This window comes from Legionella nautarum (assembly GCF_001467895.1).
Classification (GTDB): Bacteria; Pseudomonadota; Gammaproteobacteria; order Legionellales; family Legionellaceae; genus Tatlockia; species Tatlockia nautarum.
Window position 1 is genome coordinate 18,275 of sequence record NZ_LNYO01000023.1, and the last position, 22,193, is coordinate 40,467.

Genomic DNA, 22,193 nt, shown 5'->3' on the forward strand with positions numbered 1-22,193 from the left:
CAGACTAAGATGGCATTATTAAAATCTAAACCAACATCACCAGGAAAACGTGGTGAAATAAGAGTTGTGCACCACAATATTCACAAAGGGCGCCCATACGGACCGCTAGTTGAAAAGTTGAATAAGACTGGTGGGAGAAATAATCAAGGAAGAATTACCGTTCGCCACATCGGTGGTGGTGTTCGAGCTAAATACCGCATAATTGATTTTAAAAGAAACAAGGACGGTATCGAAGCGAGAGTCGAGCGTTTGGAGTATGATCCAAATCGTTCTGCCTTAATTGCTTTAGTTGTTTACAAAGACGGCGAACGACGTTACATTATTGCACCTTCTGGCTTAGAAGCCGGCAACACAATAGTAAGCGGTGAAGATTCACCGATTAGTGTTGGAAATTGCCTTCCATTGCGAAATATTCCAGTTGGTACAACTATTCATTGCGTTGAAATGAAGCCGGGTAAAGGCGCTCAACTATTGAGAAGTGCGGGTTGCAGCGGTCAAATTGTAGCTAAAGAAGGCATGTATGCCACTCTAAAATTGCGCTCAGGTGAGATGCGTAAAGTTTTAGCTACATGTAGAGCAGTCATTGGTGAAGTAAGCAATAGCGAGCATAGCCTACGAGCTCTTGGAAAAGCAGGTGCCAAACGTTGGAGAGGTATAAGACCTACAGTGCGTGGTGTTGCTATGAACCCAGTTGACCACCCACATGGTGGTGGTGAAGGGCGAACTTCGGGCGGACGTCACCCCGTATCTCCGTGGGGTGTACCGACAAAAGGGTACAAAACGAGAAGTAATAAACGTACAGATCGTTTTATCGTCAGAAGACGTAAGAAGAAATAATTAGCTAAGAGGATATCAAAGTGGCACGTTCTATTAGAAAGGGTCCTTTTATCGATCATCACTTAATGAAAAAAATAGAAGTGGCGATTGAAACTAAGTCCAAAAAACCAATTAAAACCTGGTCCAGGCGTTCGACAATTGTTCCTGAGATGATCGATCTCACAATTGCGGTTCATAATGGCAAAGATCATGTTCCAGTTTATATTACTGATAACATGGTTGGTCATAAACTAGGTGAGTTCGCCATGACTCGTACATTCAAAGGCCATTCTGGAGACAGAAAAGCCAAAGGTAAGTAAGAGGCAATGATGGAAGTTACAGCAAAATTAAAAAATGCACCACTTTCTGCTCAAAAGGGTAGATTGGTTGCCGATATGATTCGCAAGATGGATGTTTCAAGAGCTATTGATGTTCTGAAATTTACCCCTAAAAAGGGTGCTCAACTAATGTTAAAATTATTAGAATCTGCTATTGCTAATGCAGAAAATAATAATGGCGCCGACATCGACGAATTAAAGGTAGGTGTGGTTCATGTGGATGAGGCAGCTACTTTGAAGCGAATTAGCCCTCGAGCTAAAGGTCGCGCAAACCGCATATGCAAGCGTACCTGCCACATCACAATTAAAGTGTCTGACGAGGAATAGCAATGGGACAGAAAGTAAACCCAATAGGTATACGATTAGGTATAACGCAAGATTGGAATTCTAAATGGTTTGCAAGTAAAAACTATGCGCAACTTCTGAACCAAGATATCAATCTTCGTAAAGCGCTAAAGAAAAAGCTTATGGCAGCTGCAGTATCTAAGATTAGGATAGAAAGACCAGCAAATAATGCTGTAGTTACAATCCATACTGCGCGTCCTGGTGTGATTATTGGTAAGAAGGGCGGTGGTATCGAAGCGCTAAGAGCTGAGATTGCAGAAAAACTTGGTGTACCTGTTCACTTAAATATAGAAGAAGTACGAAAACCAGAATTAGATTCTACCTTGGTCGCTGAAGGAATTGCACAGCAGTTAGAGCAACGTGTAATGTTTAGACGTGCCATGAAACGAGCAGTAACCTCAGCATTAAAAGCTGGTGCTAAAGGTATTAAAATCTGTGTAAGTGGACGTTTAGGCGGTGCAGAAATTGCGCGTAGTGAATGGTACCGAGAAGGAAGAGTTCCTTTGCATACTTTCCGGGCGGATGTCGATTATGGCACTGCTGAGGCGAAAACTACTTATGGAATCATAGGTGTTAAAGTCTGGATCTTCAAAGGTGAAGTGCTTCCGCAGAAAAACCGTAATACAGAAAGCGGTAAGTGAGTGAGGAATTAAATCATGTTACAGCCAAAACGAACGAAATATCGTAAGCAAATGAAGGGTAGAAACCGTGGTTTAGCTCACAAAGGTTCTTCAGTTAGCTTCGGTGAGTTTGGTCTTAAGGCGCTCGAAAGAGGCCGATTAACTGCCCGTCAAATTGAAGCAGCAAGAAGGGCAATGACAAGACACATTAAGCGTGGTGGTAAGATTTGGATTAGAGTGTTTCCCGATAAACCAATTACACAAAAACCTCTTGAAGTTCGACAAGGTAAAGGTAAGGGTAGCGTTGAATATTGGGTTGCTCAAATTCAACCGGGTAAAGTCTTGTTTGAAATGGAAGGTGTTAGTAAAGAATTAGCGATGGAAGCTTTTAATCTTGCTAAGGCGAAACTACCTTTCAAAGTAATATTTGAAGAACGCAAGGTGATGTGATGAAAGAATTTGTTAAAGAGCTAAGAGGCTTTACTGATAAACAATTAAATGAAGAGCTGCTGACTCTACGTAAAAAGCAATTTAGCCTACGGATGAAAAAAGCAAGTGGTACTCTGGATAAGACTCACGAAGTCACTCAAGTCAGAAAGGCTATTGCTCAAATTAAAACGATTATGTCAGAGAAGGTAGGTAAGAGCGATGACTAATAGCAGCGAAACAAAAGGCAGGACACTAGTCGGAAAAATAGTCAGTGATAAAATGCAAAAAACTATTGTAGTCATGGTTGAGCGCACTGTTAGACATCCAAAGTACGGTAAAATCTTGAGACGTAGAACTAAGCTCCACGCTCACGATGAAAATCAAGTTGGAAAAATTGGGAATACAGTAAAAATACGAGAATCTCGACCACTCTCAAAAATGAAAAGTTGGGTACTAGTTGAAGTAATTTCCTGATATTCATTTGTTTTACTTTTAAAAATCTGAGAGGGCTGATATAATCAGCAGCCTTTTTCTGGTCGAATTTAGAGCTGGAGAATAGTAATGATACAAATGCAGACTGTGCTCGAGGTTGCAGACAACAGTGGAGCACGCAAAGTGATGTGTATCAAGGTGCTTGGCGGGTCACATAGACGTTACGCCCGCGTTGGTGATGTTATTAAAGTAAGCATTAAAGATGCGATACCACGCAGTAAGGTGAAAAAAGGCGCAGTAATGAAGGCGGTTGTTGTTAGAACTAGCCAAGGTGTGCGCCGTGATGATGGATCACTCATTCGTTTTGATGGTAATGCTGCTGTGCTTTTAAATAACCAAAATGAGCCTATTGGTACACGTATATTTGGGCCAGTAACTCGTGAGCTAAGAGAGCGGTTTATGAAAATCATTTCTCTTGCAGCTGAAGTATTGTGAGAAGGATTAGTTATGAAGCGCATAAAATTAGGTGATACCGTTATTATTATCGCCGGTAAAAGCAAAGGCCATGTGGGTAAAATAACACGGGTTTTTGGTAGCAGTGTGATTGTTGAAGGTGCAAACCTTATCAAGAAACACGTGAAGCCTAATCCACAGTTAGAGCAAAGAGGAGGGATTATCTCTCGCGAAGCTCCATTGGATGCTTCGAACGTTGCTATTTATAATCCTGTATCTAAAAAAGCAGATAAAGTCGGATTCAAATATCTTGAGAAAGACGGCAAAAAGCACAAAGTTAGATACTTTAAATCAAACAACGAAATGATTGACTCTGTCTAATTAGGTGACTGAAATGGCAAGACTTAAACAGTTTTATAAGAAAGAAGTAGTCGAAATGATGATGAAGAAGTTCGGCTACAAAAGTGTTATGGAAGTACCCAAGATTCTAAAAATAACTTTGAATATGGGTGTTGGAGAAGCAGTTGGTGATAAGAAAGTCATGAATCATGCAGTGGAAGATATGACTTTAATATCTGGACAAAAGCCAGTAGTAACCAAAGCTAGAAAATCAATTGCAGGCTTTAAAATACGTGAGGGCTGGCCAATTGGGTGTAAAGTGACGCTAAGACGTGAACGCATGTATGAATTTTTAGATAGACTTATAACAATTACATTGCCGCGCGTACGTGATTTCCGTGGACTAAATCCTAAATCCTTTGATGGTACAGGAAACTATAGCATGGGTATTCATGAACAACTCGTCTTCCCAGAAATTGATTTTGATAAAACTGATGGGATTCGTGGATTAGATATTTGTATCACTACCAGTGCTAAGACAAACGAAGAAGCGAAGGCCTTGTTAGAAGCATTCAACCTGCCTTTGAAAGACAGAGATAAACACTAAGAAGGGTAATAATTGTGGCTAAAAAATCAATGCTCGCTCGCGAAAATAAGCGCTCAAAACTAGTCGCGAAATACAGAGAGCGAAGAAACAAATTAAAAGTTTTAATTAAGTCGTCCACGGACTTTGAAGAAATTATGGAAGCACAAGCAAAGCTAGCAAAGCTTCCTATAAACTCAAATCCTGTACGAAACAGCACGCGTTGCCAACAATGTGGTAGACCGCATGCTGTATATCGCAAGTTTGGACTTTGCAGGATTTGTTTAAGACAGCAACTAATGACAGGTAATGTCACTGGTGGTCGTAAATCCAGCTGGTAAATTTTATTCTATGGAGAATAATTGTGAGTATGCATGATCCTGTTGCTGACATGTTGACTAGAATTAGAAATGGTCAGCAGGCAAAACACCAGAGTGTGACCCTTAATTCATCTAAGCTAAAAGAAGAAATAGCAAGGGTCTTAAAAGAAGAGGGTTATATATTAGATTATAATGTAGAGCCTTTAGAAAATAATCTTAAATCATTAACGATACGATTAAAGTATTACCATGGCAAACCCGTGATTGATAAAATTTTGCGAATTAGCCGTCCTGGTTTAAGAGTATATAAATCGTCTAAAGAATTAACTCCAATCCCAGGCTTTGGAGTAGCTATATTATCTACCTCAAAAGGGGTAATGACGCACATAGCTGCAAAAAATAATGGCCTTGGCGGCGAAGTTCTTTGTGAAGTGGCCTAATACTTGAGAGGAATGAAATGTCTAGAGTAGCAAAAGCCCCAATACTATTGCCAGCTAATGTTGAGCTGACTGTGGGCAAAGACACTTTAACAGTCAAAGGACCTAAAGGGTCTCTAGTTCAGCATTATAATAAGCATGTAGATGTTAGTAAGTGCAAAGAAGATAAGAATAAAGTTATTTTTAAACCAGCGTCTAATGATCCTAATGCTTGGGCACAAGCGGGTACTGTGCGTGCTTTAGTAAATAATATGGTTAAAGGGGTAACCAATGGTTTTGACCTTACCCTTGAATTAGTTGGTGTCGGTTATAGGGCTCAATCCAACAATAAAGCAGTGACCTTATCATTGGGTTATTCTCATCCTATTGAGTATAAACTGCCTGAAGGTGTGACTGTTGAGACACCAAACAATACCACTATTATTATTCGCGGAATCGATAAACAGCTTTTGGGTCAAGTTGCTTCTGAAATTCGTGGTTTTAGGCCACCAGAGCCCTATAAAGGTAAAGGTGTTAAATACGCAGGCGAAGTAATTATTCGTAAAGAAGCCAAAAAGAAATAAGGTGTAAATCATGAATAAAGAGAAAGCACGAATAAGACGCGGATTAAAAACAAAAGCGATCCTGCGTCATTCAACCAGACCAAGATTAGTAGTTCACAGAAGTGGCTCACATATCTACGCTCAGATTATCGTTCGCGGAGAAAAGGGTAGTATTGTTGTTGTCGCATCGTCAACTCTTGATAAAGAGCTAAAATCTTCTCTTGCAAAGACAAAGGTTGAACAAGCTGAACAAGTTGGCAAATTACTCGGAGAGAGAGCGAAAGCCAAGAATATTATTGACGTCTCTTTTGATCGTGCAGGATACAGATACCATGGCCGCGTAAAAGCTTTAGCCAATGGGGCACGTGAAGCTGGGTTGAATTTTTAAGGAACGGTTATGGCATTTGATGAATCTACAAAAACCGAAGGATATCAAGAAAAGCTCGTATCGGTTACTCGTACTGCTAAGGTAGTTAAAGGTGGTCGTGTTTTTGGTTTTGCGGTATTAGTCGTGATTGGTGATGGCAAAGGAAAAGTTGGTTACGGACGTGGTAAAGCACGTGAAGTTCCAATCGCTATCCAGAAAGCGATGGAGCAAGCTAGAAAGAATATGACTTACATACCTTTGGCAGGCAAAACCATACATCATGAAATTACTTGGAACTATGGTGCTTCAAAGGTATTTATGAAACCAGCTAGTGAAGGTACAGGAATTATTGCAGGCGGAGCAATGCGTGCAGTATTAGAGGTTCTTGGTGTACAAAATATCCTAGCTAAAAGCATTGGATCTACCAATCCAAGTAATATTGTTCGTGCGACTATAGGCGCACTTACTAATATAGGAACACCTGATTATGTAGCTGCAAAACGCGGTAAATCAGTTGAAGAAATAATGGCGGGCGAATAATGAGTAAGAAACTTAAAATCACCTTAGTGAAAAGTACTATTGGTCGAAAGCCAAAACATATAGAAATTGCAAAACAGCTGGGCTTAGGAAAGTTGAATTCAAGTGTAATCCATCAGGACATTCCTGCGATTCGCGGTTTAATCAATTCTATTTATTACATGATCCAAGTTGAGGAGTGTGCAAAATGAATTTGAATACGATATCTCCCGATCCAGGTTCAAAGCCATGCAGAAGACGAGTTGGTAGAGGAATAGGTTCTGGTTTAGGTAAAACGTGTGGTAAAGGCCATAAAGGGCAAAAAGCTCGTGCAGGCGGATACCATAAAATTAACTTCGAAGGCGGTCAGATGCCAATCCAGCGTCGTTTGCCTAAGATGGGTTTTAAATCTCGTGTAGCTAAAATGATTGACCAAATTACATTAGGTGAATTAGCTGGATTAAAAGCTGAATCAGTTGATCTGGAAGTGTTAAAGGCAGCGGGTTTAGTGAATAAATCTATACGCGAAGTTAAAGTTATTCACTCTGGTGAAATAAACGTTCCAGTAAAGCTTAAAGGCTTACGTGTCACTAAAGGTGCGCGAGCTGCAATTGAGCAAGCTGGTGGTAGCATTGAAGAGTGACTATGAATAACCAGAGGCAACTATCTGGCCAATCTAAAAGTGGGTTGGCTGAGCTTAAATCCAGATTGTTTTTTGTTGCTATAGCAATATTAGTTTATCGCTTAGGCGCTCATATTCCTGTGCCAGGACTTGACCCTCAGAAGTTAGCTAATTTTTTTGGTGAACAACAAAACACAATTTTTGGATTGTTTAATATGTTTTCGGGAGGTGCATTATCACGTGTAACCGTGTTTGCCATTGGAATAATGCCCTATATTTCTGCATCCATTATTATACAGTTGTTTTCTGTAGTATCGCCGAAACTTGAGCAGCTTAAAAAGGAAGGTGAGTCAGGCCGGAGAAAAATAAATCAGTACACACGGTATTTGACTTTGCTTCTTGCCATATTCCAATCTTTAGGTATGGCTAGATGGTTAGCTGGTCAACAAATTGCAATGCATGCTGATGTCTTTTTTTACTTCACGGCAGTTGTAACTTTAGTAACTGGAACAATGTTTCTGATGTGGCTAGGGGAGCAAATAACGGAGAAAGGTGTTGGAAATGGGATATCCTTAATTATCTTCTCTGGAATTGTATCTAGCATGCCCGGTGCAATTGCATCGATTTTCCAACAGGTAAGAGAAGGCCAGATGCAAGCCTTGACTTTAATCTTAGTTGCAGCAATCGTAGTAATTGTTACTGGATTTGTTGTCTTTATGGAGAGAGCACAGCGACGTATAAGAGTTAATTACGCACAGCGGACTCATGGAAGAAAGGTTTATGCAGCTCAAACAAGTCACTTGCCTTTAAAAATAAATATGTCTGGAGTAATACCACCAATTTTTGCTTCCAGCATTATACTTTTACCAGCCACTCTTGCTCAGTTTTTCGGTAAAGGTAAAGGTATGGATTGGTTAGCTGATATTGGAATGGCTTTATCGCCTGGTCAACCTCTGTATTTAATCGTATATGCAGCTGCTATTTTATTCTTTGCATTCTTTTACGCAGCGCTCGTATTTAATCCAAAGGATACTGCGGACAATTTGAAAAAGTCTGGTGCTTACATACCTGGGATCCGTCCTGGCGAGCAAACGACCAGATATATCGATTCGGTTATGACGCGTTTGACTTTAGTTGGAGCAATCTATCTTGTATTAGTTTGCTTACTACCACAAATTTTGATGTATACCTGGCATGTACCTTTTTATTTTGGCGGTACATCATTGTTAATCATTGTGGTTGTAATTATGGACTTTGTAGCTCAGGTTCAAGCCCATCTTATGACTCAGCAATATGATTCGTTGATGAAGAAAGCCAACTTTAAGGGAACTAAATTGCCTGGTCTTTTATGATTATTATCGGAGTTATTAATGAAAGTTAGAGCATCAGTAAAACGACTTTGTCGGAACTGCAAAATCATTAAACGGAATGGCGTTATCCGTGTTATATGTAAAGATGCACGACATAAGCAAAGGCAAGGTTAAATCCTGCTTGATTTTGGATCATTATAATAGTATTCTTCTGTCCCTTTCTGACAGAACAAAAAACGTTCGGAGAAATTAATGGCTCGTATTGCAGGTGTTAACATACCAGATCACAAACACATCGTGATTGCATTAACGTCAATTTATGGAATTGGTAAAACAACTTCTATTAATTTATGTAAAACAGTTGGGATTGAACCGTCAACTAAAGTATCCCAGTTATCTGAAGAACAACTGGAAGCTCTACGTACGGAAATTGCTAAGATGACTGTTGAAGGGGATCTACGACGTGTAGTAACAATGAATATAAAACGTCTCATGGATCTGGGTTGTTACCGCGGTCTTAGACATCGTCGAGGCTTACCTTTAAGAGGACAGCGTACAAAAACAAATGCGCGTACTCGTAAAGGCCGACGTAAAGGCAGTAACTAATTTATATGTAGGAAAGAGAGATGGCTATAACTAAGGCAAAGCAGCAAAAAGCAAGAAAAAAGGTAAAGCGTGTTGTATCGGATGGTATCGTGCACGTTCATGCCTCATTTAACAATACCATAGTGACTTTTACTGACCGTCAAGGCAATGCATTATGTTGGGCAACGGCCGGAGGCTCCGGATTCCGTGGTTCCAGAAAAAGTACTCCCTATGCCGCGCAAATTGCGACTGAAAGAGCGTCAGTAGTGGCAAAAGAATATGGTATGAAATCTGTAGCTGTATTTGTACATGGCCCTGGTCCAGGTCGCGAATCAACTATTCGTGAATTGATATCGCAGGATTTTAAGATTGTAGAGATAACCGATGTGACTGGCATACCTCATAATGGTTGTAAGCCACCCAAAAAACGTCGTGTATAAGTTCAGGAGTAATTAATGGCTAGATACCTTGGTCCAAAATGTAAATTATCACGTAGAGAAGGTACTGACCTATATCTAAAAAGTGGTGTACGTGATCATAAATCTAAATGTAAAGCTGAAAAGCAACCTGGTCAGCATGGTGATAAGAGACCACGTTTAAGCGATTATGGTGTGCAGTTACGTGAAAAGCAAAAAATTAGACGACTTTATGGCGTCTTAGAAAAGCAATTTAGTAACTATTATAAAAAAGCTGCTAGACAAAAAGGTTCAACTGGTGAGAACCTAATGGTATTGCTCGAAAGACGTTTAGATAATGTTGTTTATCGATTAGGTTTTGCAAGCACAAGAGCCGAAGCGAGACAGTTGGTTGCTCATAAAGCTATTTTAGTTAATGATGAAGTAGTTAATATTCCATCGTTTCTCGTTAACCCTGGTGATGTAATTTCTATTCGCCAAAAGGCAAAAGGCCAAGGAAGAGTTCAAGCCGCTGTAGCTCTTTCTGAGCAACGTGCTCCTTGTGACTGGTTAACTGTTGATTCAGGTGCGTTGAAGGGTACATTTACAACCGTACCAACGCTAAATGACTTATCATCTTTGTATAACGTTAATTTAGTCGTAGAACTTTACTCTAAGTAAGCTCGGAGAAATAGCCGAATGTATACTGAAATAAATGAAATGCTGACGCCGTCTGTACTCAAAGTACAGTCTGAGACGCCAAATCACTCGCGCATTGTTCTGGAACCTTTGGAGCGTGGTTACGGACATACCCTTGGAAATGCATTGAGACGAATCCTATTATCGTCAATGCCTGGTTGTGCTATTACAGAAGTATCTATCGATGGTGTATTGCATGAGTACAGCACAATTGAAGGTGTACAGGAGGATGTGGTTGATATTCTCTTAAACCTGAAGCAAGTAGCCATTAAGATTACTGCAGGACAAGAAGCCATATTAACGTTGAGTAAAGAAGGACCTTGTCAAGTAACTGCCGGCGATATTCAATTGACGCATGGTCAAGAGATTATCAACCCGGAGCTAGTCATTGCGACACTGAATGAAAACGGAAAGCTAAACATGACCTTGAAAGTCGAAAAAGGAGTAGGCTTCCATTCAACAGATTCATTTGTTCGGTCATTTGACGACGAACTGCAACATAAATCTGTTGGTAAATTAAAAATCGATAATACTTTCTCACCTGTGAAGAAAGTAGCTTATTTCGTGGATAGTGCCCGTGTTGAAAACCGTACTGACTTAGATAAGCTTACTATTGATTTACAAACGAATGGGACTTTGGATCCAGAAGAAGCTATCCGTATATCAGCATCGATTCTTCAGCGTCAACTTCATGCTTTTGTTGATATGAAGTTTGAAGAATCTCGTACTGATAATAAAGAAAGAAATGATTTTGATCCAGTCTTGCTAAGACCAGTTGATGATTTAGAACTCACTGTTCGCTCAGCAAACTGCTTAAAAGCTGAGAACATCTATTATATTGGTGACTTGGTACAAAAATCAGAAAATGAATTATTAAAGACACCCAATTTAGGTAAGAAATCCCTGACTGAGATTAAAGATGTATTAGCATCACGCTCATTATCATTGGGAATGAAGCTAGAGAATTGGCCGCCAGCTAACCTTGGCGAGTAATATTAGGAGTTTTAGTCATGCGTCATCGTAATACTGGCCGTAAATTAAGCCGGACAAGTAGCCATCGAAAAGCGATGTTTTCTAATATGTGTACTTCGCTTATCGAGCACGAGTTAATTAAAACAACTCTGCCTAAAGCAAAAGAATTACGTCGTTATATAGAGCCGTTAATCACTGTTAGTAAATCAGATTCTTTGGCTTCACGTCGTTATGTTTTCGACAGACTGCGTTCTAAGTCAGCTGTAGGAAAATTATTTACTACTCTTGGCCCTCGTTATGTTGAGCGTCCAGGTGGATATGTAAGAGTTTTAAAATGCGGTTATCGTGCTGGTGATAATGCGCCTATGGCAATTGTTGAGCTGGTTGATAGACCAGTTGCTGATGACAGTTCATCAGAAGAATAAAATATCATTAGACCCGCTTCGGCGGGTTTTTTATTTAGTGCTTGAGCCCTAATTATCAATTCGTTGCGAATGTTTAAATTACCAGTTTTATCTCGTCTTAGAATTACATTAATACTTATTTTTTTATTTCTTTGTTCTGTTGCCTTTAGCTATTCATCGATTGAGTTTTTTCTTTCTAATAACAAGGACGTGATTCAGCTCGACGAAGCCTATTCTAGGCTAATGAACGTATCTCAAGAAAAATTGTATGAGCTAGTTATAGAGATTTTGCAAAACAATCATATTGAACAGGGTACCTTTAATAATGCGCTTGGGATGTACCAAATGACGGCTAGCGATATTGTTTCTGCAGACAATAGTGCGCGTTATATCAGTTCTTCACGACAATCACTCAGTAGAAAAGAGATTTTCAGCTTGTCTAGAGAGTTAGTCACTAAATTAGATCAGGAAAGCATTGCTGTATTTGTTCCAAATAATGAATTTCCTATTAATGATACCATCCTAAAATTTATAAATATTCAACCAACGATTAAGGAAGCACTTAATTTAATTCAGCAACAATTACCAGAGCACTACAGCCATGCTTTTTCTATGTATCTTTCTAAGCAATGTGGAGATTTTGATACGATAAAAGTTGCGGCTATTGAATGGCTTGGACAGCGAGTAAATGCTGATTTAATTCGACATGCTTTTCCTCATGAAATTATTCATTCGCTCCATGGTGAAGCATATTTGATTTATAAAGATGGCTCTAAAAAGAGTTTATAGTTCGGATTTTTAATCCCCATGGGTTAGCCAATAAATGAGTAAAGCGGCTCGCTGGGTTTGTGGAGTGAGTGACTGAAGATCTAAGGTTTCTTCTTCGGAATGAGCCCCTGAGCCTACCGGACCTAAACCAGCTAAGGAAGCAGATACTAGGGCTGCAATATATGAAATATCACCTGCGCCTCTGCTTCCTGGATCCAGTGCGCTTATGTTGCCATATCCTAGTTTGTAGCTAGCTTGGCTATATTTCTCTAAGAGTTCAGCATTAGCAGCAGTGGGCGGCATAGCTGGAATGCCATCTTCGAAGCTGATTGACGCGGTTGTTCCAGGTAGATGTGAGCCAACAATTGTAGATATTTCTTTCTCTGCATTAATTTTTTGTTCTGAGCTAAGAAAACGGAAATCTCCTTTGGCTATGGTTGATTTTGCTATCACGTTCCCTTTTCCTCGTGCCGTGCCTTGAGAGTTATTTTTGTCATAGTTTAGAGTGGTTCCACCTAAAACTAGCGCAGGGTTAAAGGATAGATATTGTTGTCTAGAAATCTCGATTCGGATGCTATCTAATATTCTAGCTAATTCATAAATGGCACCAAAGCCTGCCTTTTTCTGAAAAATTGCTGATGAATGTGCTTCATTACCTTCTGTAATTATCATCCAGTTGGCAATACCACGGCGCGCAATTGTCGCTTTATCAATCGTTGTCGCCCATTCGAAATCCAAAGCGATATCACTATTTTTAGCAGCCTCAATCAAGGGCTTACGTGAAATGGATGTTGGTTTCCCTGAGTCCTCTTCGTCCCCGGTTAAAACAACGGTAATCTGGGCATCCGTGAGTGCGTTTGCAGCATCCAAGGCTTTTAAAGCATAGAGAATAACTAGATCGCCCCCTTTGTCATCAATCACTCCTGGCCCAGTTGCGAAATTGCCCTTTTGCTTGAAATGCTGAAACGAGCTAACTAAAGGGAAAACAGTGTCGAGGTGACCTATTAAAAGTAAGCGTTTGCCTTTGCTGCCAGGATGTTCAGCAATTAAAGTTCCCGCTCTTTGTAGGCTAGGTGGTGGCTCGACCCAATGCACTTTAAAGCCAAGTTTTTCAAAATGAGGGCGTAAAAGCTCTCCTACATGATGAACACCTGCAAGATTGGTTGTGCCGCTATTGATATTGACTAACTTTTCTAATAAGGCAAGCTGTTCTTGTTGTTTGTAATTAAGGTAGTGGGTAATCTGATTTTCTATGGACGGATTGTTTGCTGGTGCTAGTGGAGTGAATAGGAGTAATGAAAGAAAAAAAATGCGGCTTAACTTTGAATTAAATAGAGTTAGTTTCATTGACTATTCCTATGCACTAAATGAGCTAGGCTCGAGGGTCTTTTAAAAAGGGTAATAGGCGACAATAAGTTTTAAAGCCCATTTTTTCGCTTATTCCTTTTGCCATACCTGGTGTCATTAATTGCGACACAGCATAACGGCAGTTCAAAGATGTTGCTTCTTTTATTGCGTATTGAGCAAGGGCGCTGCAAAGGCCGTGTTTTTGAAATTTAGCTAAGGTAGCTCCATTGTATAAGCCAACTACCGAACCATCAATATAGCTTGTTAAGGTTGCAACCGGTTCGCCAGCATAAAAACCGAGATAATGTTTAAATTTTCCCTGTGGTCCGTAAGAGTTGTACATGGCTTGTAAATCAGATTTAACCGATGCGGACATTTGAAAAACTTCACAGAGGATATTTAAAAATAACTTAAACTCTTTATCGTTATTAACGATACCTATTTCGATTCGATCGCCTAAGGCGTCAAATTTTATCTCATTTAGACGGGCAGCTATTCCTAAAAAATCACCAAGAAATTGGAAGCCCTTAGCATCTAAATCTGCTTTAACTTTTGCCGGGACTTCTGATTGTTCTGTCCACCACCAGATAAAAGGGGTATTTTGCGTTGCAAAAAAATGAGTCGTTTTTTCTAAATTATCAATTAATACGGATTCATCACTTCCCTGATTGTTGAATATGCCATTAAAAAAGGGAAACTCACAACCGGTAAAATAGCATTGAGAGCCGTTGAGATCTTCCATGCCTGACTCGTTATGGAGAGAATTTTCTGTCGCGATACTCATTACTTTTATCAAATTATTAACAATGCTGGCACTAATAAATTCTGCTGACATATCTAAGTTCCTTTAAAGTTATTAGATTTTTCCTCAAATAACGCAAAAAGCCCAATTTATTTGGGCTTTTAATAGGTATCTAGATGTTTTTAGAAAGGAATATCATCATCCAACTCGTCAAACGCATCTTGCGCTGTTTGAGCTGCTTGTGGTTTTCGGGCAGTTTGCTGCTGTGCTTGAGGTGGCGATGGCATTTCGTCGTAATTAGCTGAGCCTCCTTTGCTATCAAGCATTTGAATATCGGCAGCTACAATTTCAGTTGTATAACGATCTTGCCCTTGCTGATCCTGCCATTTACGGGTGCGTAAGCTGCCCTCAACATAGAGTTTAGAACCCTTGCGAATATATTCACCTGCAATTTCACCGAGGCGGTTAAAGCAGACAACTCGGTGCCATTCTGTGCGCTCTTGTTTCTCACCAGTTTGTTTATCCTTCCAGGTTTCACTGGTTGCTATGGATAAAGTGGTCACTGCATTACCGTTAGGCATATATCTTACGTCGGGGTCTACACCGACATTCCCTACTAAGATAACCTTATTAATTCCACGAGCCATTTTTTATTCTCCTGCGTGCGAAAGTTAGAGCTGAATTATATACTCAAGATACTGCAAAACGCTATGCGAGTATAAGCAATCTAACTTTAATTTCGTAGAGGGCATTGTTGCATAATTGAATGTTGGCCTTTGGCTAACCACTTCATTTACAGGGCATTAAAGTCGAGCAAAAATTTTTCAGCGCTTCCAGATTGATAGCTTGCTTTATCGACTCTCACATAAATAACCCGTTCTTCTTTGGCAATAAGAACCTCTTTGATCCCAGGCAATTTTTTCAATTGCCTCTCTAAATCGGTTTCATTTTTTACCGTGGAAGGATAACTTAAAATAACCGTTGAAAGATAAGCTTCGGGTTTCATGAAAAAGCTAAGGCTCAGCCACAATAAGCTGATTGCCGCATTGCAAAAGAAGATACCAAGATTCCCCGCAAATTGATACAGCAACCCCGCTGCTAACCCACCAACAAAAATGCCTAGAAATTGGCTGCTGGAATAGACACCCATTGCGGTGCCTTTTGAAGTAGGTCCTGCTTGTTTTGACACGAGAGAAGGTAGTAGTGCCTCGAGAATATTAAAAGCAGCAAAATAAAGAAACATTAAAGCACATAAACTTAGCCAATGTTGACCCGTTAGTGCAAGGAAAAATTGGGCAACCAAGATGATAAACACGGATAGCAAAAAGACAAATTTCATCTGACGCTTTTTTTCTGCTAAAAGGATAAAGGGCACCATAAGCAAAAAAGCGAAAATCATCAAAGGAAGATAAAAATGCCATTGTTCAGCTAAATGACCGTCTTTGATTTGCTGCTGTAGAAGAAACGGTATGGCATAAAAGGTAGCCGTCAAAATGAAATGTTGAAAGAAAATGCCAGCATTTAAACGCTGCAGATGTTTGTTGCGAATGACTGTTTTGAAAAGAGAAGAATCGGCTTCACTATCGATATGGAAACGCTCTTTCGTCGGTGTTGGAATAACTGTATGAAGTAATAATAAACCTAATAAGGCTAATACGGCGGTCAAATAAAAAATACCAGCTAAGCCATAATGATGAGTAAGTGCCGGGCTAAGCACCATGGCCAGGCTAAATGAAAGACCAATCGTCATGCCGATTACTGCCATTGCTTTAGTTCGTTGCTCGTCTGGCGTGAGATCTGCAAGTAAGGCAATTAATACACTGCCAATAGCCCCCGTTCCTTGTAAAGTTCTCGCGAGAATCATGGTATAGATAGAATGACTTAGCGCACCAAGGATGCTGCCACCAATAAAAAATAATAATCCGATAGTCAGTATCGGTTTTCTACCAAAACGATCCGATAACATGCCGAAAGGCATTTGCAAAATTCCTTGGCTTAATCCATAACTACCTAAAGCCAAACCGATAAGCGCAGGGGTGGCGCCCTGAAGCTGAGTTGCAAATACAGTAAATACAGGGATTAGCATAAATAATCCCAACATGCGGAACGAAAAGATGGCAGCAATCGGAAAGACGCTGTTTAACCAGGAATGCTTCATTAATCACGTATCTTTTTATAGGGTGTGCAAATGGTACAAACTTAGATGCTATGAGACAAGGGCAAGTACTCAACTAATCTAAAATCTCGCCATTTAAGAATCATGAGTGTAGACACTCAGGATTCCTAAATTGAAAGAGCATTAGCCCTTGTAACCAACAATATCCGCAAGTTGCTCGGTATACTGGAAAAGAAAGGCGCTGCCAGCAGGCATGTTTCAATTAAATAAGCCTGCTAAATTAGGATAGGGCGGCCAATTAGGCGCACAATGCCCTGTATCATCAAAGTTATAAAAACAAAAATAATAGCAGTTTTAAATTTTTAAACGAGCCAGTTGTAGTGAAGTTCGTTCGACTGGGTGACTTGATTTGAGTTATTGACAAGGTAGGTGTTTCACTGTAGTTTCAGGCAATTTTAGTTAAAGGGGATAGGCAGATGTCCTTACAGTTTGCTAATAAGGTTGCTCTGATTACCGGTGGGGCACGTGGCATTGGAAAGGCAACAGCGCTTAAATTTGCGCGCAACGGAGCTGATATAGTTATTGTTTATTACAACAGTTCTGATGAAGCCCAAATTCTGGTTGAAGAAATAAAAGGATTAGGCCGAAAAGCTGTAGCTATCCAAGCTAATGTTGCGGATCATCAGTCCGTCAAAGAAATGTTTAGCGTCTTTCGCGAGCATTTTTCTCAGCTCGATTTTCTCATTAGCAACGCGGCGAGCGGGGTGTTAAAACCGGCTTTAAAAATGTCGACCAAGCATTGGCGTTGGTGCATGGAAACCAATGCGCTTGCTTTGAATCATTTAGTGTCAGAAGCTATCTCGCTCATGAGTCGACGCGGACGAGTGATTGCTTTATCTAGTCTAGGTGCGCATCGAGCGATTCCAAATTACAGTTTCATTGGTGCTTCAAAAGCAGCCCTTGAAGCGTTGGTTCGTTCATTGAGTCTTGAATTAGCAGAATATGAGATTACTGTGAATACAGTGTCTGCTGGAGTTGTTGATACGGATGCCTTAAAACATTTCCCTAACCGCGAACAACTTCTTGATGAGTATCAAGCGCATTCTCTTTCAGCTCGTCCTTTAACCACCGAAGATGTTGCTGATGCGGTTTATTTATTGTGTTTACCCGAAGCACAGATGATTAATGCCCATACTTTGTTTGTTGATGCAGGTTATAGTCAAGTAGGTTAGTAGGTTGTTCCCACTTCCACTAAATTAAGGAATTGCTTCATATCTCTCTACGACCTGTGGCTTGCAACCTAGTCTAGCCCTATTCCGATGTTCCGCGGATTGTGCGGCGTTGTTGCGTGGTTGAACTTTCTCCCTACGTCCCGCGACTTGTTCGCGGGATCCAGAGATCTCAGTATGAAAGAAGATCACTTGGATACCGCGGACAAGTCGCGGTAGGTAGGGGCGAGAGTAGGGTTTGCAACAACGCCGGACAAGCCGCGTGACGTCGACGAAAGAGTTTATGCTTTTAACTTAACAGCAGTGTGGGTTGTACTGTCTCTGTAATTAATAAAGAAAGCAATTCAGAAAGCATTAATTGGCATTTCTTTGCTTTATTTAGGTCATAAGCAAACGGAAAAGACTCCTCCATGTAATTCATCTGGGCAAATTCTAATTGAATGGCGTCGACTTTTTCAGCCGGATTACCGTAATGCCGTGTAATAAATCCGCCTTTAAAACGTCCGTTGAGTACAGTTGAATAATTAGTATTTCTGCAATAATTCACGAGTTTATCCGCAAGCACCTGGCGCGCCGATTGGCCGTCCGCGGTACCTAAATTAATGCTAGGCAATACACCGTCAAAAAGTGCAGGAACTTGTGAACGAATGGAGTGGGCGTCAAAGACTGTCACTCGATGATTAGATTTTAATTCTGCAATCAGGGCTTGTAGTTTACTGTGATAGGGTTGCCAATAGGTTTTAATACGTGCTTGTATTTCCTCCTCATCGGGTTCCTGGGCTTGTTGATAAACTGGTGAACCATCAAATAAAATCGTTGGGCATAAAGTGGTGGTAAATTTTCCAGGGTAGAGCGATTTTCCATCGGGGGAGCGATTAAGATCAATCACATAACGAGAGTGAGTCGCAACCAACATATGAATACCCATTTTGTGGGCAAAGGCATACAGTTGTTCAAGATGCCAATCGGTATCGGGAAGTAATTTGGCGGGTTGGGTAAAGCGTTGCAATAAGTGATCTGGAACATAAGTGCCGGCATGCGGGATGCTCAAAATAACAGGCACAGTGCCGGGTAAATAGTTAAATAATTCCATTGATCTTACCTCGAGCCCAAAAGTTTTTTAATTGTATTTGCATAACTGTTTAGCAGCTTCTCTTCTGCAACGTGTTTGAAGTCTTTAACAACCTGTTGCCCCCCTGCAATAACATGGCGAATTGGATTAACGTTTCCTGAAAAAATAAGGCTGTCTAAAATCAAAGAGTTTGTCCGTGATAACAAAGCAGGCATGTGCTCATCGAGGACAATGAAATCGGCGCGTTTACCCATTTCAATACTTCCCGCAGAGCGCCCCAGTGCTTGTGTGCCACCCCGAAGCGCCATTTGGTATAAGGTTGTACCGACGGAGGGTTCTGCCGCTGTTTTGACAAGAGTTCGTTCACGACGAAGCAAACGCTGACCATATTCAAGGAGGCGCAGTTCTTCAATCATGCTCACCGAAATATTGCTGTCGCTACCAATACCCCAACGACCTCCTGCATCAAGATAATCAGGGAGATTAAATAAACCATCGCCGAGATTGGCTTCAGTCGTTGGGCAAAGACCGGCAATTGCACCGCTGGAGGCAAGGCGTTGTGTTTCAATTTCTGTCATATGAGTCGCATGAACAAGGCACCAAGATTGATCAATATCCATATTATTGAGCAACCACTCCACTGGGCGTTGAGCGCTCCATCGAAGGCAATCATTGACTTCTTTGATTTGTTCTGCAATGTGAATATGAATTGGGCTTTGAGGCGCTAAGCTTTTCATGCCCTCGGTAGCTTGTCGCAACATTTCCGGGCTAATGGCTCGCAGTGAATGATGCGCTAAGCCAATTGTGACTTGAGGATCACGAGCATAGCGGGTCAACAGTGAAGAAATAAGGTCTAAAATTTGGCTTTCATCATTAATGAATCGCTTTTGATTGGCAGCGGCAGGCTGCCCACCAAATCCGCTGTAATGATAAAGTGTAGGGAGATGGCTAATGGCAATGCCCGTTTCTTTAGCTGCGGCGATAATGTGCTGTGAGGTCAAGCTAGGATCTTGATAAGGTTGGCCATTAGGCTGATGGTGGACATAATGAAATTCACCAACGGTGGTGTATCCGGCTTTCAGCATTTCCACGTACACTTGGGAGGCGATAATTTGCAAATCCTCTGGCGTCAGTTTTGCAAGAAATTGGTACATGAGCTCCCGCCAAGTCCAAAAGCTACCTTTCTCACCTATTGCTTGTTCAGCTAGACCGGCCATGGCGCGTTGAAAAGCATGAGAATGTAAATTTAACATGCCAGGTAATACAATCCCCTTGAGGAGGGTCGCTGTGCTGGATAAGGATTGATTCGGGCTAATATTGCTGATATTTCCAGTCTTATCAACTGTAATAAGAACATTCTCAGCCCAGCCCTGAGGCAAAAATGCGCTGCTAGCAAAATATTGCTGATCCAAAAAAACGATTCCTTACGAGAGCTAAAGTTTGTTTATCATAAACCCAGAATTAAGGATTCTCTACTCCTAACTTTCACCAACTTTTTTGAATTCCTTTTCCCCAAAAATAGCAGATTGATGAGTGTAATATTTAAATTCAAGCAAATTATTGCTGGGATCTTTCAGAAAAAAAGATTGATGCTCAATTTTAGAATTAGGAAAACGTGTTTTTAATGGAATTTCAAAGTGAAGCTGTTTATTTTTCAATTCTTGTACAAAGGTTTCAAACTCAGTTTTATCCAAGAAAATTAAACCAAAATGACGTGGATAAATTCCTTCTTGCGGGGGCAAGGGGCTAGCAATTTTATGAGCAACAATTTGATGCTTACCTAATTGGAGAATCAAAGCATGTTCTGACTCGCGACCTAAAATACAGCCGAGCTGCCCGACATAAAAATGTTTCGCCAAAGCAAAATCATGGATAGGAAAGGCTAAATGAAAAAGTGTTTGCATAATTTTTGAGGCCATAAGAAGAGATAGATTTTAAATTCTCCCATTTTTAGAGAAAAGGGGAAAGAGCTAGTTATTACAATGGTTGCTTTTGTTGCAAGGTGCTCAAAAAATCAGTCGCAGCAGCCAAGTCAGGACCGGGATAAAGTACTGAGGGCCATTTAAAAAGCATAATTGCTAATATATTGCGATGTTCTGCTAAATTTAAATCATGGCTTCCCGATTTATTGGGAATGATTTGTTGCTTAGAATTAAATTTATCTTTTAAAAACTGCTTAATTTTATTGAGTGATGAAGAATAATTGGTATGTTCGATCAAACAAAAACTTAAGCCTACTTCAGCAATGACATCAGCTTTGGTTCTAGCTAAAATTTCATCGATATGTTGCTCGAAATATTGATAGATCCAAGCAAATTGCGCATAAGCTAGTTTTTTTTGGTAATAATTACTGGCTGCGATGATAATGTGTGTCATACCATAAATTTTATCTTCAAACATTTTGTCAGTGAGCATGCTGTCTTTGTGATTTGCGAACACAGTCTGAAAACGGTCTATGTATTGTTTTCTAAGATCGATTAAATCTAATCGATGGAGTAAATAAACAAAATTAGCGACCTGGGCTGCGGATATTTTTATCACTAAAGGGTTTAAAAGAAACGCAGCTAAAGAGTGAAGATTTTTCTTAATATGCGCCAAAGCTGTTTGGGTATTAGGGAACAACGCTGAATTTAAGGTGTTGAACTGTTGTGCATGATCCAAGATGAGTAGTATTTTAAGCGTGTTGCTAATCTCGGGGAGCTGGGCAAGTAATGCTTTTCGTTTTTTAGCTCTGGAATTGTTTTCGGAATCCAGGGGTAAGCTAATCGTTTTATTAAAATTTATCGATGAAAATCGGGTCGCTTTTTCGAGTAACTGCTGTAATTGTATGCTTTCAACAAATTGAAAGGAAATAATGGGATACAAATAGTCTTTTCTTCCCGTGATTCGATATAAACGAACAGCATAATGGGATTGAATAATCGGTTTCAACTTAAAAAGGTTATTATCAAAATTTTTTTGTACTTTATCGGCGATATCAATACTTGAAGCCGCTAATGATTGACTAAGCAAACAGATGAGTAAACCCAATACAAATTTAGAAATCTTTAAACCAATCATAGGCTCATATTGGCCATCACTGGTTGACCAAGGTCAATCTTATAAATCAAAGTGTTTGGTGGAGAATTAGAGAAATGAATAATAAAAAAGTATTTCATCGGAAGTATTTCGTAATAAAAATGGCGGAACTTTAGCATCTGCTTCACGAGATAACAACTAAAAAATAAGAATAAAAAGCAGTCAGAAAGATTCCCATGTGGCCATTAGTTTTTGTGGGAATGATGAGATTAGGAGCAGTTGGTAGGGACAGATAAGAGGCGGGTTCATTTAGCAGGTTATGCAAAAACTGATATAATTGAGGTTTTATTGCATGGATTATATGTCGGGCCTTGGTC

34 protein-coding genes are annotated in these 22,193 nt (G+C 40.2%); 26 read left to right on the forward strand and 8 right to left on the reverse strand.

The features are described 5' to 3' along the window. Positions 1-9: 9 nt before the first annotated feature. From rplB to Lnau_RS11425, 25 genes are all read left to right on the forward strand, one after another. A complete protein-coding gene (gene rplB / locus Lnau_RS11310; protein ID WP_058505260.1) occupies positions 10-837 on the forward strand; it encodes a 50S ribosomal protein L2 in 828 nt (275 codons plus the stop codon). Between the two features lie 20 nt (positions 838-857). Continuing rightward, complete coding sequence (gene rpsS, locus Lnau_RS11315) at positions 858-1,136, forward strand: 30S ribosomal protein S19 (RefSeq protein ID WP_058505261.1); 279 nt, start codon at positions 858-860, stop codon at positions 1,134-1,136. 9 nt (positions 1,137-1,145) lie between these two features. Then, entirely contained in the window at positions 1,146-1,481 is a 336-nt protein-coding gene (rplV, locus tag Lnau_RS11320) for a 50S ribosomal protein L22 (protein WP_058505262.1), read from the forward strand. A gap of 2 nt (positions 1,482-1,483) precedes the next feature. After that, positions 1,484-2,140 (forward strand): 30S ribosomal protein S3, encoded by a 657-nt coding sequence (rpsC, locus tag Lnau_RS11325; RefSeq protein ID WP_058505263.1) that lies wholly within the window; start codon positions 1,484-1,486, stop codon positions 2,138-2,140. Positions 2,141-2,155: 15 nt separating this feature from the next. After that, positions 2,156-2,569 carry a 50S ribosomal protein L16 gene (rplP, locus tag Lnau_RS11330; protein ID WP_058505264.1) on the forward strand — a complete coding sequence of 138 codons (414 nt, stop codon included), beginning with the start codon at positions 2,156-2,158 and terminating at the stop codon, positions 2,567-2,569. Further along, entirely contained in the window at positions 2,569-2,775 is a 207-nt protein-coding gene (gene rpmC, locus Lnau_RS11335; protein WP_058505265.1) for a 50S ribosomal protein L29, read from the forward strand. Before rplP ends, rpmC begins: the two co-directional genes overlap by 1 nt. Continuing rightward, positions 2,768-3,022, forward strand: a complete 255-nt coding sequence (gene rpsQ / locus Lnau_RS11340; RefSeq protein ID WP_058505266.1) for a 30S ribosomal protein S17 — start codon at positions 2,768-2,770, stop codon at positions 3,020-3,022. Before rpmC ends, rpsQ begins: the two co-directional genes overlap by 8 nt. Positions 3,023-3,109: 87 nt before the next feature. Continuing rightward, positions 3,110-3,475 carry a 50S ribosomal protein L14 gene (gene rplN, locus Lnau_RS11345; protein ID WP_043874512.1) on the forward strand — a complete coding sequence of 122 codons (366 nt, stop codon included), beginning with the start codon at positions 3,110-3,112 and terminating at the stop codon, positions 3,473-3,475. A 12-nt stretch (positions 3,476-3,487) separates the two neighbouring features. Beyond that, the gene (gene rplX, locus Lnau_RS11350; RefSeq protein ID WP_058505267.1) at positions 3,488-3,814 is read left to right on the forward strand and encodes a 50S ribosomal protein L24; all 327 of its coding nucleotides are present in this window, start codon (positions 3,488-3,490) and stop codon (positions 3,812-3,814) included. A gap of 13 nt (positions 3,815-3,827) precedes the next feature. Continuing rightward, positions 3,828-4,379 (forward strand): 50S ribosomal protein L5, encoded by a 552-nt coding sequence (rplE, locus tag Lnau_RS11355; protein WP_058505268.1) that lies wholly within the window; start codon positions 3,828-3,830, stop codon positions 4,377-4,379. Positions 4,380-4,393: 14 nt separating this feature from the next. After that, positions 4,394-4,696, forward strand: coding sequence for a 30S ribosomal protein S14 (gene rpsN / locus Lnau_RS11360; protein WP_058505269.1), 303 nt, complete (start codon positions 4,394-4,396; stop codon positions 4,694-4,696). A 29-nt stretch (positions 4,697-4,725) separates the two neighbouring features. Next, a complete protein-coding gene (gene rpsH / locus Lnau_RS11365) occupies positions 4,726-5,115 on the forward strand; it encodes a 30S ribosomal protein S8 (protein WP_193786816.1) in 390 nt (129 codons plus the stop codon). A 17-nt stretch (positions 5,116-5,132) separates the two neighbouring features. Then, positions 5,133-5,675, forward strand: coding sequence for a 50S ribosomal protein L6 (gene rplF / locus Lnau_RS11370; protein WP_058505271.1), 543 nt, complete (start codon positions 5,133-5,135; stop codon positions 5,673-5,675). Positions 5,676-5,685: 10 nt separating this feature from the next. Further along, positions 5,686-6,042 (forward strand): 50S ribosomal protein L18, encoded by a 357-nt coding sequence (gene rplR, locus Lnau_RS11375; protein WP_058505272.1) that lies wholly within the window; start codon positions 5,686-5,688, stop codon positions 6,040-6,042. A gap of 9 nt (positions 6,043-6,051) precedes the next feature. Beyond that, positions 6,052-6,561 carry a 30S ribosomal protein S5 gene (gene rpsE / locus Lnau_RS11380; RefSeq protein ID WP_058505273.1) on the forward strand — a complete coding sequence of 170 codons (510 nt, stop codon included), beginning with the start codon at positions 6,052-6,054 and terminating at the stop codon, positions 6,559-6,561. Next, entirely contained in the window at positions 6,561-6,749 is a 189-nt protein-coding gene (rpmD, locus tag Lnau_RS11385; RefSeq protein WP_058505274.1) for a 50S ribosomal protein L30, read from the forward strand. Before rpsE ends, rpmD begins: the two co-directional genes overlap by 1 nt. Beyond that, the gene (gene rplO / locus Lnau_RS11390; RefSeq protein ID WP_058505275.1) at positions 6,746-7,180 is read left to right on the forward strand and encodes a 50S ribosomal protein L15; all 435 of its coding nucleotides are present in this window, start codon (positions 6,746-6,748) and stop codon (positions 7,178-7,180) included. Before rpmD ends, rplO begins: the two co-directional genes overlap by 4 nt. Before the next feature lie 2 nt (positions 7,181-7,182). Then, positions 7,183-8,511 carry a preprotein translocase subunit SecY gene (secY, locus tag Lnau_RS11395; RefSeq protein ID WP_058505276.1) on the forward strand — a complete coding sequence of 443 codons (1,329 nt, stop codon included), beginning with the start codon at positions 7,183-7,185 and terminating at the stop codon, positions 8,509-8,511. An 18-nt stretch (positions 8,512-8,529) separates the two neighbouring features. Continuing rightward, a complete protein-coding gene (gene rpmJ / locus Lnau_RS16185; RefSeq protein ID WP_081935130.1) occupies positions 8,530-8,643 on the forward strand; it encodes a 50S ribosomal protein L36 in 114 nt (37 codons plus the stop codon). A gap of 78 nt (positions 8,644-8,721) precedes the next feature. Next, a complete protein-coding gene (gene rpsM / locus Lnau_RS11400) occupies positions 8,722-9,075 on the forward strand; it encodes a 30S ribosomal protein S13 (protein WP_058505277.1) in 354 nt (117 codons plus the stop codon). Between the two features lie 20 nt (positions 9,076-9,095). Next, complete coding sequence (gene rpsK, locus Lnau_RS11405; protein ID WP_058505278.1) at positions 9,096-9,494, forward strand: 30S ribosomal protein S11; 399 nt, start codon at positions 9,096-9,098, stop codon at positions 9,492-9,494. 15 nt (positions 9,495-9,509) lie between these two features. Then, positions 9,510-10,130, forward strand: coding sequence for a 30S ribosomal protein S4 (rpsD, locus tag Lnau_RS11410; protein ID WP_058505279.1), 621 nt, complete (start codon positions 9,510-9,512; stop codon positions 10,128-10,130). Positions 10,131-10,148: 18 nt separating this feature from the next. Beyond that, the gene (locus Lnau_RS11415) at positions 10,149-11,141 is read left to right on the forward strand and encodes a DNA-directed RNA polymerase subunit alpha (protein ID WP_058505280.1); all 993 of its coding nucleotides are present in this window, start codon (positions 10,149-10,151) and stop codon (positions 11,139-11,141) included. 17 nt (positions 11,142-11,158) lie between these two features. Next, a complete protein-coding gene (gene rplQ / locus Lnau_RS11420; protein WP_058505281.1) occupies positions 11,159-11,545 on the forward strand; it encodes a 50S ribosomal protein L17 in 387 nt (128 codons plus the stop codon). Between the two features lie 69 nt (positions 11,546-11,614). After that, on the forward strand, positions 11,615-12,313 hold the full coding sequence (locus tag Lnau_RS11425) for a hypothetical protein (RefSeq protein ID WP_058505282.1): 699 nt from the start codon (positions 11,615-11,617) through the stop codon (positions 12,311-12,313). Between the two features lie 9 nt (positions 12,314-12,322). Here the strand turns inward: Lnau_RS11425 and Lnau_RS11430 are convergent, their stop codons facing one another. From Lnau_RS11430 to Lnau_RS11445, 4 genes are all read right to left on the reverse strand, one after another. Then, positions 12,323-13,639 carry a M20 family metallopeptidase gene (locus tag Lnau_RS11430; protein ID WP_058505283.1) on the reverse strand — a complete coding sequence of 439 codons (1,317 nt, stop codon included), beginning with the start codon at positions 13,637-13,639 and terminating at the stop codon, positions 12,323-12,325. Between the two features lie 25 nt (positions 13,640-13,664). Further along, complete coding sequence (locus tag Lnau_RS11435) at positions 13,665-14,474, reverse strand: GNAT family N-acetyltransferase (RefSeq protein WP_058505284.1); 810 nt, start codon at positions 14,472-14,474, stop codon at positions 13,665-13,667. Between the two features lie 89 nt (positions 14,475-14,563). After that, positions 14,564-15,028, reverse strand: coding sequence for a single-stranded DNA-binding protein (gene ssb, locus Lnau_RS11440; RefSeq protein ID WP_058505285.1), 465 nt, complete (start codon positions 15,026-15,028; stop codon positions 14,564-14,566). Between the two features lie 146 nt (positions 15,029-15,174). After that, a complete protein-coding gene (locus Lnau_RS11445; protein ID WP_058505286.1) occupies positions 15,175-16,539 on the reverse strand; it encodes an MFS transporter in 1,365 nt (454 codons plus the stop codon). A gap of 434 nt (positions 16,540-16,973) precedes the next feature. On the opposite strand from Lnau_RS11445, the gene fabL reads away from it, so the two are divergent. Beyond that, positions 16,974-17,729 carry an enoyl-[acyl-carrier-protein] reductase FabL gene (gene fabL, locus Lnau_RS11450; protein WP_058505287.1) on the forward strand — a complete coding sequence of 252 codons (756 nt, stop codon included), beginning with the start codon at positions 16,974-16,976 and terminating at the stop codon, positions 17,727-17,729. Between the two features lie 286 nt (positions 17,730-18,015). Here the strand turns inward: fabL and hutG are convergent, their stop codons facing one another. From hutG to Lnau_RS11470, 4 genes are all read right to left on the reverse strand, one after another. Then, positions 18,016-18,819, reverse strand: a complete 804-nt coding sequence (gene hutG / locus Lnau_RS11455) for an N-formylglutamate deformylase (RefSeq protein ID WP_058505288.1) — start codon at positions 18,817-18,819, stop codon at positions 18,016-18,018. 5 nt (positions 18,820-18,824) lie between these two features. Continuing rightward, positions 18,825-20,210 (reverse strand): formimidoylglutamate deiminase, encoded by a 1,386-nt coding sequence (locus Lnau_RS11460; RefSeq protein WP_058505289.1) that lies wholly within the window; start codon positions 20,208-20,210, stop codon positions 18,825-18,827. A gap of 66 nt (positions 20,211-20,276) precedes the next feature. Further along, a complete protein-coding gene (locus tag Lnau_RS11465) occupies positions 20,277-20,702 on the reverse strand; it encodes a VOC family protein (RefSeq protein WP_058505358.1) in 426 nt (141 codons plus the stop codon). A gap of 73 nt (positions 20,703-20,775) precedes the next feature. Beyond that, positions 20,776-21,858 carry a DUF3541 domain-containing protein gene (locus tag Lnau_RS11470; protein ID WP_058505290.1) on the reverse strand — a complete coding sequence of 361 codons (1,083 nt, stop codon included), beginning with the start codon at positions 21,856-21,858 and terminating at the stop codon, positions 20,776-20,778. Positions 21,859-22,193: the final 335 nt, after the last annotated feature.

Excerpts from the sequence above, each read along its gene's own strand:
- Lnau_RS11465 (WP_058505358.1), bottom strand. The coding sequence starts at position 20,702 with ATGCAAACACTTTTTCATTTAGCCTTTCCTATCCATGATTTTGCTTTG.
- rplO (WP_058505275.1), top strand. The coding sequence starts at position 6,746 with ATGAATTTGAATACGATATCTCCCGATCCAGGTTCAAAGCCATGCAGA.
- rplR (WP_058505272.1), top strand. The coding sequence starts at position 5,686 with ATGAATAAAGAGAAAGCACGAATAAGACGCGGATTAAAAACAAAAGCG.
- fabL (WP_058505287.1), top strand. The coding sequence starts at position 16,974 with ATGTCCTTACAGTTTGCTAATAAGGTTGCTCTGATTACCGGTGGGGCA.
- hutG (WP_058505288.1), bottom strand. The coding sequence starts at position 18,819 with ATGGAATTATTTAACTATTTACCCGGCACTGTGCCTGTTATTTTGAGC.
- rpsH (WP_193786816.1), top strand. The coding sequence starts at position 4,726 with ATGCATGATCCTGTTGCTGACATGTTGACTAGAATTAGAAATGGTCAG.
- secY (WP_058505276.1), top strand. The coding sequence starts at position 7,183 with ATGAATAACCAGAGGCAACTATCTGGCCAATCTAAAAGTGGGTTGGCT.
- ssb (WP_058505285.1), bottom strand. The coding sequence starts at position 15,028 with ATGGCTCGTGGAATTAATAAGGTTATCTTAGTAGGGAATGTCGGTGTA.
- rplN (WP_043874512.1), top strand. The coding sequence starts at position 3,110 with ATGATACAAATGCAGACTGTGCTCGAGGTTGCAGACAACAGTGGAGCA.
- Lnau_RS11430 (WP_058505283.1), bottom strand. The coding sequence starts at position 13,639 with ATGAAACTAACTCTATTTAATTCAAAGTTAAGCCGCATTTTTTTTCTT.
- rpmD (WP_058505274.1), top strand. The coding sequence starts at position 6,561 with ATGAGTAAGAAACTTAAAATCACCTTAGTGAAAAGTACTATTGGTCGA.
- Lnau_RS11470 (WP_058505290.1), bottom strand. The coding sequence starts at position 21,858 with ATGATTGGTTTAAAGATTTCTAAATTTGTATTGGGTTTACTCATCTGT.
- rpsE (WP_058505273.1), top strand. The coding sequence starts at position 6,052 with ATGGCATTTGATGAATCTACAAAAACCGAAGGATATCAAGAAAAGCTC.
- rpmC (WP_058505265.1), top strand. The coding sequence starts at position 2,569 with ATGAAAGAATTTGTTAAAGAGCTAAGAGGCTTTACTGATAAACAATTA.
- Lnau_RS11425 (WP_058505282.1), top strand. The coding sequence starts at position 11,615 with ATGTTTAAATTACCAGTTTTATCTCGTCTTAGAATTACATTAATACTT.
- rpsC (WP_058505263.1), top strand. The coding sequence starts at position 1,484 with ATGGGACAGAAAGTAAACCCAATAGGTATACGATTAGGTATAACGCAA.
- rpsQ (WP_058505266.1), top strand. The coding sequence starts at position 2,768 with ATGACTAATAGCAGCGAAACAAAAGGCAGGACACTAGTCGGAAAAATA.
- rplB (WP_058505260.1), top strand. The coding sequence starts at position 10 with ATGGCATTATTAAAATCTAAACCAACATCACCAGGAAAACGTGGTGAA.
- Lnau_RS11445 (WP_058505286.1), bottom strand. The coding sequence starts at position 16,539 with ATGAAGCATTCCTGGTTAAACAGCGTCTTTCCGATTGCTGCCATCTTT.
- rpsD (WP_058505279.1), top strand. The coding sequence starts at position 9,510 with ATGGCTAGATACCTTGGTCCAAAATGTAAATTATCACGTAGAGAAGGT.
- rplE (WP_058505268.1), top strand. The coding sequence starts at position 3,828 with ATGGCAAGACTTAAACAGTTTTATAAGAAAGAAGTAGTCGAAATGATG.
- rplP (WP_058505264.1), top strand. The coding sequence starts at position 2,156 with ATGTTACAGCCAAAACGAACGAAATATCGTAAGCAAATGAAGGGTAGA.
- rpsK (WP_058505278.1), top strand. The coding sequence starts at position 9,096 with ATGGCTATAACTAAGGCAAAGCAGCAAAAAGCAAGAAAAAAGGTAAAG.
- rpsM (WP_058505277.1), top strand. The coding sequence starts at position 8,722 with ATGGCTCGTATTGCAGGTGTTAACATACCAGATCACAAACACATCGTG.
- rplX (WP_058505267.1), top strand. The coding sequence starts at position 3,488 with ATGAAGCGCATAAAATTAGGTGATACCGTTATTATTATCGCCGGTAAA.
- rplQ (WP_058505281.1), top strand. The coding sequence starts at position 11,159 with ATGCGTCATCGTAATACTGGCCGTAAATTAAGCCGGACAAGTAGCCAT.
- rpmJ (WP_081935130.1), top strand. The coding sequence starts at position 8,530 with ATGAAAGTTAGAGCATCAGTAAAACGACTTTGTCGGAACTGCAAAATC.
- rplV (WP_058505262.1), top strand. The coding sequence starts at position 1,146 with ATGGAAGTTACAGCAAAATTAAAAAATGCACCACTTTCTGCTCAAAAG.
- Lnau_RS11415 (WP_058505280.1), top strand. The coding sequence starts at position 10,149 with ATGTATACTGAAATAAATGAAATGCTGACGCCGTCTGTACTCAAAGTA.
- Lnau_RS11435 (WP_058505284.1), bottom strand. The coding sequence starts at position 14,474 with ATGTCAGCAGAATTTATTAGTGCCAGCATTGTTAATAATTTGATAAAA.
- rplF (WP_058505271.1), top strand. The coding sequence starts at position 5,133 with ATGTCTAGAGTAGCAAAAGCCCCAATACTATTGCCAGCTAATGTTGAG.